Here is a 10826-nt window from a genome sequence, read left to right on the forward strand (position 1 = left end):
TCGGAAAACATGATCGACGAGGCCGTCCGGAAACGGCACCGGAAGGGGCGTCGGAAGCGGTCGCGGAAACGGAAACCGGGAGAGCGGCGGTCGGGGCGGTACCGCCGGAATTCATGCGCCGGCCGGGTGCCGGAAGAAGACACAAAGGCCCCCGGGACGCGCCGTCACCCGCGCGTCCCGGGGGCCCTGCGATCGACGGGCTCCGAGCCGGCCGGCTACTTCTTGTCGCCGCCCTTGCCCTCGTCGCCGCTGCCCATGGATTCGTAGATCTCCTTGCACATGGGGCAGACGGGGTACTTCTTCGGGTCGCGCCCCGGTACCCACACCTTGCCGCACAGCGCCACGACGGGTGTGCCGTCGAGGGCGCTCGCCATGATCTTGTCCTTCTGGACATAGTGGGCGAAGCGCTCGTGGTCACCGTCGCCGTGCGACACCTGCGGTGTCGGCTCGACGAGGGTCCCCGTACCAGTTCCGCGCTCGGGCTCAAGAGTGCTCATGACGCCAAGGGTACTGAAACGCCCGCGTCATCAGTTCAGCGTAGGGTCGTCCGGATAGGTGGCCACCATCGCCAGTTCGCTGCGCTGCCGTCGCAGCACCTCCCGCCAGAGCCGCTCCGGCTCCGGGGAGGACACATCGCCGGGTTCCGACTCGACCACGTACCACGCCCCTTCCCCCAGCTCGTCCTCCAGCTGGCCCGGCCCCCAGCCGGCGTATCCGGCGAAGATGCGCAGCGAGCCCAGCGCCCGGGCGAGCAGTTCCGGCGGGGCCTCCAGGTCGACCAGGCCGATCGCGCCGTGCACCCGCCGCCAGCCGAGCGGGGCGCGCTCCTCGGAGCCGCCGGGGATCACCGCCACGCCGAGCGCCGAGTCCAGCGACACCGGTCCGCCCTGGAAGACGACCCCGGGCTCACCCGCGAGGTCCGCCCAGCCCTCCAGGATGTCGCCCACGTCCACGGGCGTGGGCCGGTTGAGGACCACACCGAGCGAGCCCTCCTCGTCGTGGTCGAGGAGCAGCACCACAGCGCGGTCGAAGTTCGGGTCCGCCAGGGCGGGTGTGGCCACGAGCAGCCGCCCTGTGAGCGAGGACACCTCGGTCATGCCAGACATGATCCCGCATCTTGCCCGCCCGTGGGGAGGCAATGCGGGTACGCGGGTGAATGCCGCCGGGCGGGGACGGGCCGCCTGGTGAGGGCTTCCGTCGGCGTGTGGCGACGGAAGCAGGGAGGGCGCACGGATGCGGTACGGGCGCACGGCGGGGCCGGTCACCGCCCGCGTCCGGCGACACACGGTTCGTGTTGTGGCAGAGCCATGACGAACCTGTGTGGGCCTCGGGCTTACTCAAGGGGGGTGGGCGGCCATTACGCTTACGTCTTCGGCCCCTGCCCAACTCCACGGAACGCGAGATTCATGAGCGTCAACGACGATGTCCTCCTTGTGCACGGCGGAAACCCGCTGGAGGGTGAGATCCGTGTCCGCGGTGCGAAGAACCTCGTACCGAAGGCCATGGTCGCGGCCCTGCTGGGCAGCGCGCCGAGCAGGCTGCGCAATGTGCCCGACATCCGCGACGTGCGCGTCGTACGCGGGCTGCTGCAACTGCATGGTGTGACGGTCCGTCCGGGCGAGGAGCCCGGGGAACTGGTGCTCGACCCGACGCATGTCGAGAGCGCCAATGTCGCCGACATCGACGCCCACGCGGGCTCGTCGCGCATCCCGATCCTGTTCTGCGGCCCCCTGCTGCACCGTCTGGGGCATGCGTTCATCCCGGGCCTCGGTGGCTGCGACATCGGCGGCCGGCCCATCGACTTCCACTTCGATGTGCTGCGGCAGTTCGGCGCGGTCATCGAGAAGCGCGCCGACGGCCAGTACCTGGAGGCGCCCAAGGGGCTGCGCGGCACCAAGATCCGGCTGCCCTATCCGTCCGTCGGCGCCACCGAGCAGGTGCTGCTGACGGCGGTCCTGGCCGAGGGGGTCACCGAACTCTCCAACGCCGCCGTGGAACCGGAGATCGAGGACCTCATCTGCGTGCTGCAGAAGATGGGCGCGATCATCGCCATGGACACCGACCGCACCATCCGCATCACCGGTGTGGACAAGCTCGGCGGCTACGCCCACCGCGCCCTCCCGGACCGCCTGGAGGCCGCGTCCTGGGCGTCGGCGGCGCTGGCGACCGAGGGCAACATCTATGTCCGCGGTGCCCAGCAGCGCTCGATGATGACGTTCCTGAACACCTATCGGAAGGTGGGGGGCGCGTTCGAGATCGACGACGAGGGCATCCGCTTCTGGCACCCCGGCGGCCAGCTGAAGTCGATCGCGCTGGAGACGGATGTGCACCCGGGCTTCCAGACCGACTGGCAGCAGCCGCTGGTGGTGGCGCTGACGCAGGCCACGGGGCTGTCGATCATCCATGAGACGGTCTACGAGTCCCGGCTGGGCTTCACCTCCGCGCTCAACCAGATGGGCGCGCACATCCAGCTCTACCGCGAGTGCCTGGGCGGCTCCCACTGCCGCTTCGGGCAGCTCAACTTCCTGCACTCCGCGGTGGTTTCGGGCCCGACCAAGCTCCAGGGCGCCGATCTGGTCATCCCCGACCTGCGCGGCGGCTTCTCGTATCTGATCGCGGCCCTGGCGGCGCAGGGCACCTCCCGGGTGCACGGCATCGAACTGATCAACCGCGGCTACGAGAACTTCATGGAGAAGCTGGTCGAGCTGGGCGCGAAGGTCGAGCTTCCGCAGACGCTCGGCTGACGGCCCCGAGGACACACGCGAGGGGCGGCCACCCGAACCGGGTGACCGCCCCTCCGTACTTCTACCCGGGCGTGTCTCGAACGCGGCGTCGTCCGCCCTGAGGGCGGGCCCCGCGGCGTCGTGGGGGAGGTACCGCCCGTGCGAGCGCAGCCGAGCGTGGGGAGGCGTGCGACCGCAAGGCGGAGGCTCGCCCCCGCACTGGACGTACGAGGGCGATCCCGACGACGCGGCTCGAGGTTCCCCTGTTCGAACGACTCGGGGAAGTGCGTGCCAGGCGTCGCGGGGCAGGCGGGACTTTCGAAACTCGCCCTGGTGCCGCGTCAGGTGGCGGCCGCCCGTCGGGGTGCGGCGTCCGGTGCGTACCGGTCGTCGCGACGGGGCGGACCGTGCCTGCCGGGGCACCAGGCCCGTACGCCGTCCCGAGGAGCGTCAGCGGGCCATGGAGCCGTCCCTGGGCGGTACGGCCTTGTCGTACGCCGTCCCGTGGCGTACGAACAGCAAGATCACTTGCCCTTGGCGGCTTCCTTGAGCTTGGAGCCCGCGGAGACCTTCACGCTGAAGCCGGCCGGGATCTCGATGGGCTCGCCGGTCTGCGGGTTGCGCGCGGTACGAGCGGCACGGTGGGTGCGCTCGAAGGTCAGGAAGCCGGGGATGGTGACCTTCTCGTCGCCCTTGGCGACGACCTCGCCGACGGTCTCGGCGAACGCGGCCAGCACGGCGTCGGCGTCCTTGCGGGTCACCTCGGCGCGGTCGGCCAGCGCGGCCACCAGCTCACTGCGGTTCATGTTGTTACTCCCGTGTTCTTCTTGCCGTTGCGGCGTGCCACGCGGCGGAGCCGCATGCTGGGCACGGCGAAGCCGATGCTGCCAGGGTCCTCGGAGAGTCCCCGGACCCGGGTCCGTCGTCAGACCCTCGCGCCCGAAGACGCATCCTGCCCCCACCTGCGGCGGTAATGCCAATCCGGCACCCGTAGGAGTCGCGAGAACACCCTTGGGAGTCACACGAAAGCGCCACTGCGCCTCGTCACGGTGACGCTCGGTCCACTCCCGGCCACGGATCGCAGGACCTGGGGGACCTGAGCCTGGCCGCCACCCTAGAGGGACGGCCCGACACGGGCGCCGCGACGCGCCGGGCCCCTGGCCACCGTGGCCATGATCACAACCGTGAATCGACCCGACGCGTCCGCTTCGCCCGCACTTGTCCGGCTTATTCGGCCGGTGCCTCTCCCGCCTTCGCGGCGTCCCGCACCGCTCCGGCGACGGCTCCGGCCACCCGGTCGTTGAACACGCTCGGAATGATGTAGTTCGGGTTCAGCTCGTCCTCGGTCACCACGTCCGCCAGGGCCGTCGCGGCGGCCAGCATCATGTCCGTGTTGACCGTCCGGGACTGGGCGTCCAGCAGACCGCGGAAGACACCGGGGAACACCAGGACGTTGTTGATCTGGTTCGGGAAGTCCGAGCGGCCGGTGGCCACGACGGCCGCCGTCTGGCGGGCGACCGCGGGGTCGACCTCGGGGTCCGGGTTCGCGAGCGCGAACACGATGGCGCCCTCGGCCATGGCGGCCACGTCCGCGCCGTCGAGCAGGTTCGGCGCGGAGACACCGATGAACACATCGGCGCCGCGCACGGCCTCCTTGAGGGTGCCGGTCAGGCCCTCGGGGTTGGTGTTGTCGGCGATCCAGCGCAGCGGCGAGTCCGGGGCGGCGCCCACCAGGTCCTCGCGGTCGGCGTGCACCACGCCGTGGATGTCGGCGACCACGGCGTTCTTGACGCCCGCGGCGAGCAGCAGCTTGAGGATCGCGGTACCGGCCGCGCCGGCGCCCGACATCACCACGCGCACACCGTCGATCGACTTGCCGACGACCCGCAGCGCGTTGGTGAGGGCGGCGAGGACCACGATCGCGGTGCCGTGCTGGTCGTCGTGGAAGACGGGGATGTCGAGGGCCTCACGCAGCCGCGCCTCGATCTCGAAGCAGCGGGGCGCGGAGATGTCCTCGAGGTTGATGCCGGCGAACCCCGGGGCGATCGCCTTGACGATCTCCACGATCGCGTCGGCGTCCTGGGTGTCCAGGCAGATCGGCCAGGCGTCGATGCCGGCGAAGCGCTTGAAGAGGGCCGCCTTGCCCTCCATCACGGGCAGCGCGGCCTTGGGGCCGATGTTGCCGAGGCCCAGCACGGCCGAACCGTCCGTCACGACCGCAACGGAGTTGCGCTTGATGGTGAGGCGGCGGGCGTCCTCCGGGTTCTCGGCGATCGCCATGCAGACGCGCGCCACGCCCGGGGTGTAGACCATGGAGAGGTCGTCACGGTTGCGGATGGGGTGCTTCGACGCCATCTCGATCTTGCCGCCGAGGTGCATCAGGAAGGTACGGTCCGAGACCTTGCCCAGGACGACGCCCTCGATGCCCCGCAGCTTCTCCACGATCTCTTCCGCGTGGGCGGTCGAGGTGGCGGCGATGGTGACGTCGATACGGAGCTTCTCGTGGCCGGACGCGGTGACGTCGAGGCCGGTCACCGAGCCTCCGGAGGACTCCACGGCCGTGGTGAGCTGGGAGACCGCGGTTCCGCTCGCGGGCACCTCCAGCCGGACCGTCATCGAGTAGGAGACGCTGGGCGCCGTTGCCATGGCCGACTTCCTCTGCTTTCACCGTGTTGCCGAGTGTGCCGTCCGATCGTCGCACCTACCCCTGAGTACGTGGTAGCCGCCCCGGATTGCGGACGTTTTGTTCGCGCGAACCCGCCGATGAACGCAAGACATTTTCCACCACACCGGTCGCGATCGGAAACGAAAGAGGCCCACGTCACTCAGGTGACCTGGGCCTCTGCGCAAGTTCGAGGACACCGACCCGCCATGCTCGCCTCGCGGCAAGTGGTCGCTCGAAGCGACGAAGGTTGGGCCCGGGGGCTTGGATCGGGCCGGTGTCACATCCAGGCTAACAAACGGATCCCGCGGTGCCATTCCCCCACCGGCAGTTCACCCGCCCGCCCCGCCCCGGCGCCGGGGCGGGTCAGTCCCGCAGGAGGTCCGGGAGGCCGGAGGCGTCCGGGGCGTCATGGGGGCCGGAGACGACGGTGAGCTGCTGGGTCGCCCTGGTCAGCGCCACATACAGGACGCGCAGGCCGGCGGGGCTCTCGTCGGCGATCTCCGCGGGGGAGACCACGACCGTGGCGTCGTACTCCAGGCCCTTGGCCTCCAGGCTGCCGAGCGCCACCGCGCGGCCGCCGAGTCCGTCGAGCCAGCGGGCCGCCTCCTCGCGACGGTTCATGGCGACGACGACGCCGACCGTGCCGTCCACGCGTTCGAGCAGCCGGGCGGCCTCCTCCCGCACGGTCCGTTCCATCGACTCCCCCACCACCGTGAAACGCGGCTCGACGCCCGTGGAGCGGACGGCCGAGGGGGCCTCGGAGCCGGGCATGGCGAGGGCGAGCACCTTGGCGGCGAGTTCGGCGATCTCCGCCGGGTTGCGGTAGTTGACCGTGAGCGTGAAGCGGCGGCGCGGCCGGGTGCCCAGGGCCTCGTCGCGGGCCTGGGCCGCCTCGTCCGGGTCGGACCAGGACGACTGGGCGGGGTCGCCGACCACCGTCCAGGTCGCGTGCCGGCCCCGGCGTCCCACCATCCGCCACTGCATCGGGGTGAGGTCCTGCGCCTCGTCGACGATCACATGCGCGTACTCGGTCCGCTCCTGGGCGAGGCGCTCGGCGCGTTCCCACTGGGACTCCTCGCGCACCGGCATCAGTTCCTCCAGCCCGGTCAGCTGGTCCAGCGGGTCGAGGTCGCGCCGCTTCCTGGGGCGGGCCGGCAGGCCGAGGATCGCCTGCAGCTCGTCCAGCATCGCCACATCGTGCACGGAGAGCCCGTCCCGCTTCAGGGACCGCGCGACCCTGCGCACCTCGCCCGGGGTGAGGACGCGCCGCGCCCAGCGGCCCAGCCGCCGTTCGTCGGCCATCGCGTCCAGCACGGCGGCCGGGGTCAGCTCCGGCCACCAGGCGTCCAGGAACTCGAGGAAGGAGTCCTCGGAGGCGACGTCCTCGTCGAAGGAGGAGCGCAGCTCGGCGGCCAGCTCGGGGTCGGTGTGCCGGGTGGCCTGGCCGGAGAGCGCCCACAGGGCGTCGAGGAGCAGCTTGCGGGCGCGCGGGCGCAGCAGGTTCACCGGGGCGGTGCCGCTCAGGGCGTTCTGCCGGATCCGCCCCAGCTCCTCGCCGCCCAGTTCGAGGCGGCGGCCGAAGACCACGACCCGCAGCCGGCTGGGGGCGTCCTTGCGTTCGAGGGCGCCGCGGGCGGCCTTCCTCAGCACCTTGAGCATGCGGTACGAGCCCTTGACGCGGGCCGCGGACGGGGAGTCGTAGAGGGTGGCCTCGGCGCCGTCGACGAGCGAGCCGATGGCGCGGATGGCGACCTGGCCCTCCTCGCCGAGCGAGGGCAGCACCCCCTCCGTGTAGGCGACCAGCAGCGGCGTGGGCGAGACGATCAGGATGCCGCCCGCGTATCTGCGCCGGTCCTGGTAGAGCAGATAGGCGGCCCGGTGCAGGGCGACGGCCGTCTTTCCGGTGCCGGGGCCGCCCTCGACATAGGTCACGGAGGCGGCGGGGGCCCGGATGACCAGGTCCTGCTCGGCCTGGATCGAGGCCACGATGTCCCGCATGGTGTGGGTGCGGGCCTGGCCGAGGGCGGCCATCAGGGCGCCGTCGCCGATCACGGGGAGCCCCTGCCCGTCCAGGGTCGCCCTGAGCTCGGGGCGCATCAGATCGTCCTCGACGCCGAGCACCCGGCGGCCCTTGGAGCGGATGACCCGGCGGCGCACGACCCGACCGGGGTCGACCGGGGTGGAGCGGTAGAAGGGGGCCGCGGCGGGCGCCCGCCAGTCGATGACCAGGGGGGCGTAGTCCTCGTCGAGGACGCCGATGCGGCCGATGTGCAGGGTCTCGGCGATCTCCGCGGTGTTGTCGGGGTGCACCGCCCCCTCGGCGGGCTCGATCGCGGTGTAGGCACCGTCCGGGCCCTTCTTGCCGTCCTTGCCGAGCAGCAGGTCGATCCGGCCGAAGAGGAAGTCCTCGAACTCGTTGTTGAGCCGGTTGAGATGGATGCCCGCCCGGTAGACCTGGGCGTCCCGCTCGGCGAGCGCCCCGGGTGTGCCGACCTGGCCGCGTTTGACGGCGTCGTTCATCAGGAACTCCGCCTCGTGGATCTTCTCCTCGAGGCGCCGGTACACCCGGTCCAGGTGTTCCTGTTCGACGCTGATCTCCCGGTCGCGGAGCGAGTCGTGCGCGGACCTGTCGACCGGGCCGAACGCGGTCTCCTGTTGAACCTGAGCGGCCACCGGGCCCCCTTCTGACGTGCTGGGCAGCCGTCTACCGTACGCGAAAAGGGCCCGGGGAGGCTACGCCTCGCACGGGCCCCGCACACGTCGGCCCGCGACGCCGGCCGTCCCTGCGTCGCGGGAGATGTCCGGGCCGAAGGCCGCGAACCGTTACGCCTTCACCTCCACCAGCCGCTTCCCGTCGAAGGTCATGACCTCGAAGTGGTCGATCTCGTTCGGGGTGAAGGCGGCGCCACCGCGCACATAGAGCGGGTTCTTCGCCTCATCCGTCTTGGCGTCCGGGATGCCGTAGCCCCACTCCGAGACGGACCAGGAGGACAGCGTCTCGCGCGCGCCGTTCTTGCCGACGGCGACCAGCGAACACTTGAGCGGGCCCTTGACGCCCTTCAGCTGGAGGACCGTGTCGGTGCCCCAGGTCTTGCCCTCCATCGCGACCACGGCGTCGACCTTGGTCTCCGGGTCGGTCGCCGAGACCTTGTCGTTCATGGTCTCGAAGGCCGCCTCGGCGGAGGAGGCCACCACCGTGCCACCGCTGTCACCGCCGCTGCCGCCGTTGACGGCCAGCACGGCGAGCGGGCCGCCGATGATCAGCGCGGCCGCGGCCGCCACCAGGTAGAAACCGCGACGGCGTTTGAGGGCGCGCCGCTCGGAGACCTCGTCGACCAGCCGCTCGACCAGTCGTGGGGCGGGTTTCGCGGACAGGGACTCGCCGATGGCCGGGGTGCCCTGACTGTCGGGCAGGTCCGCCAGTGCGGCCAGCATCGGCCCCATGCCGGCGAGCTCGTCGAGCTGCCCGGCGCACCATTCGCAGCCGGCGAGGTGTTCCTCGAAGCTCGTCGCCTCGGCGTCGTCCAGGATCCCGAGGGCGTAGGCGCCGACGGTCTCATGGATGTCGCCCTGTCCTTGTGGGCCTCTCACGGCTTTCGGGCCGCCCGTTCCGAACCCCCCGTGCACATTGCTCATGCCGTCACCCCCCGCTCCTCCAGAGCCAGCTTCATCGACCGCAGGGCGTAGAACACCCTGGAGCGCACCGTTCCGCTGGGGATGCCGAGCGTCTCGGCCGCCTCGTTGACCGTACGCCCTTTGAAGTACGTTTCGACCAGGACCTCACGGTGAGCCGGGGTCAGGTCGTCCAGCGCGTCCGACAGTGTCATCAGCCACAACGCCTTGTCGATCTCGTCCTCCGCGGGGATGACCTCCAGCGGCGACGGGTCGACCTCCTGCGGCCGGGCCTGCCGGCTGCGGTGGCCGTCGATGACGATGCGCCGGGCGACCGTCACCAGCCAGGGGCGTACCGAACCGGTCGCACGATTGAGCTGACCGGCGTTCTTCCAGGCACGGATGAGTGTTTCCTGCACGACGTCCTCGGCGCGCTGCCGGTCGCCCGCGACCAGCCGCAGCACATAGGCGAGCAGGGGTCCCGCATGTTCTCGGTACAGGGCACGCATCAGCTCCTCGTCGGGTTCCGTCGACGAGGACGGTGAGGACGAGGACATGCGATGTCGGGCCCTTGGCCTTCGTTCATCAGCCACGGCGGAATCCTTGCGCACCCCTACCTCCGGTGTCCGGGGGTTCCCCCAGTCGGTCGCTCCCATCCGAGTACGCGGAAGGGTGCCGTCGTGTTCAAAGTGAGACCTGAATTTTTCTCAGGGAGGTGTGGGCCGCCGCCGTTCTGGGCACTTATTTCTCCCCCAAGGGGACATATGACTGCCGGTCAAGGGAGAGCCAGGTCACAGGGGTCGGGGGCTTCACTCCCGGGCCCACCCCGGAGCGCCCTGTGAAAATTTGACTTGACTTTCGTGGAGGAATTGTCGAGGCGCGGGAACGCACCGACTGATCACTGTCGCCATTTGCCGCGACTTGCCGGTTTTCCGTGCATTCCACCGAAGTCCGCTTTTGGCCCGATTCATTCGCGGTGATATCCGGAGTCGGCCCCGTTCATCATGAGCCCTTCGGCCGCGGGAATCCCTCACGGGCCTGGGAATCCCCGACGGGTCTGGGGATCCCTCACGGGTCCGGGTTGCACCCACGGGTCTCACCCACGCGCGAGGGCGGCCCTGCGGCGGTGGCGGGCCACCCGCTCCCGGTTGCCGCACACCTCGCTGGAGCACCATCGACGGCGACGGCCCCGGGAGGTGTCCAGATAGACGAGGGGACAGTTGTCGCCCTGGCACTGCCGAAGGCCGGCCCGCGCCCGGGGGTCCGTCAGCAGTTCGACGGTCTCCCGGGCCACCGCGGCGAGCAGTTCCTCGCGCCCCGGTGGCGTGCGCAGCCGCCGTACCAGTGCGCCCTCCTCCGTACGGACCGCATACGGGGCCGGCGGCGCCTCCCGCGCCCAGGCGTTGACCCGCGCCAACGCCCCGTCGGCGGGCCGTCCCTCCAGTTCCCCGCGCACCAACCGTCCGATCTGGCCGCGCAGTTCACGGAAGTCGGTCAGCCATCTCGCGTCCGTCCCGGCCAGCCGGGTGCCGGGGGGCACCAGTCCGGCTCCGGCGATCCACATCCGCAGCCGCTCCACCGAGTCGAGGCGTTCGGCGGGGTGGGTGGTCGCCAGCAGGTCCAGGCAGATCCGCCCGGAGTCGAACCGCAGTTCGTACGGGGCCGTGGCCGCGCCGGTTGCCATGTGCCAGTCACCGCCTTGGGGTTGCCGCCGGGAGGCGGCCCGGGCTCGCCGGGGAAGGCGAGCCCGCGCAAGGGTGCCCGCGGGATGCCGAGGCCTGCCGCCCGCGTCCGTCCCCTCTACAGTGCCCGCCCGCCCTTGCTCC

At 70.9% G+C, this 10826-nt stretch carries 9 protein-coding genes; 1 reads left to right on the top strand and 8 read right to left on the bottom strand.

Annotated elements, in window-relative coordinates; genetic code table 11:
• Nucleotides 1-215: 215 nt before the first annotated feature.
• A complete protein-coding gene (locus CP978_RS13625; RefSeq protein ID WP_079162125.1) occupies nucleotides 216-497 on the bottom strand; it encodes a DUF3039 domain-containing protein in 282 nt (93 codons plus the stop codon).
• 30 nt (nucleotides 498-527) lie between these two features.
• Nucleotides 528-1097, bottom strand: coding sequence for a YqgE/AlgH family protein (locus CP978_RS13630; protein ID WP_043440647.1), 570 nt, complete (start codon nucleotides 1095-1097; stop codon nucleotides 528-530).
• 309 nt (nucleotides 1098-1406) lie between these two features.
• Between CP978_RS13630 and murA the strand changes: the two genes are divergently transcribed.
• On the top strand, nucleotides 1407-2744 hold the full coding sequence (gene murA, locus CP978_RS13635) for a UDP-N-acetylglucosamine 1-carboxyvinyltransferase (RefSeq protein WP_043440649.1): 1338 nt from the start codon (nucleotides 1407-1409) through the stop codon (nucleotides 2742-2744).
• 503 nt (nucleotides 2745-3247) lie between these two features.
• Here the strand turns inward: murA and CP978_RS13640 are convergent.
• From CP978_RS13640 to CP978_RS13665, 6 genes are all read right to left on the bottom strand, one after another.
• A complete protein-coding gene (locus tag CP978_RS13640) occupies nucleotides 3248-3529 on the bottom strand; it encodes an HU family DNA-binding protein (RefSeq protein WP_043440653.1) in 282 nt (93 codons plus the stop codon).
• Nucleotides 3530-3950: 421 nt separating this feature from the next.
• Nucleotides 3951-5369: an NAD-dependent malic enzyme gene (locus CP978_RS13645; RefSeq protein ID WP_043440655.1), complete on the bottom strand. Its 1419-nt coding sequence runs from the start codon at nucleotides 5367-5369 to the stop codon at nucleotides 3951-3953.
• Nucleotides 5370-5751: 382 nt separating this feature from the next.
• Nucleotides 5752-8061, bottom strand: a complete 2310-nt coding sequence (locus CP978_RS13650) for a HelD family protein (RefSeq protein ID WP_043440656.1) — start codon at nucleotides 8059-8061, stop codon at nucleotides 5752-5754.
• A gap of 150 nt (nucleotides 8062-8211) precedes the next feature.
• Nucleotides 8212-9024: a zf-HC2 domain-containing protein gene (locus CP978_RS13655; protein WP_079162126.1), complete on the bottom strand. Its 813-nt coding sequence runs from the start codon at nucleotides 9022-9024 to the stop codon at nucleotides 8212-8214.
• Nucleotides 9021-9557 (bottom strand): sigma-70 family RNA polymerase sigma factor, encoded by a 537-nt coding sequence (locus CP978_RS13660; RefSeq protein ID WP_052454105.1) that lies wholly within the window; start codon nucleotides 9555-9557, stop codon nucleotides 9021-9023. The genes CP978_RS13655 and CP978_RS13660 overlap by 4 nt, the downstream gene beginning before the upstream one ends.
• 539 nt (nucleotides 9558-10096) lie before the next feature.
• Nucleotides 10097-10684: a CGNR zinc finger domain-containing protein gene (locus CP978_RS13665; RefSeq protein ID WP_043440659.1), complete on the bottom strand. Its 588-nt coding sequence runs from the start codon at nucleotides 10682-10684 to the stop codon at nucleotides 10097-10099.
• Nucleotides 10685-10826: the final 142 nt, after the last annotated feature.

This window comes from Streptomyces nodosus, from assembly GCF_008704995.1.
Lineage (GTDB): Bacteria > Actinomycetota > Actinomycetes > Streptomycetales > Streptomycetaceae > Streptomyces > Streptomyces nodosus.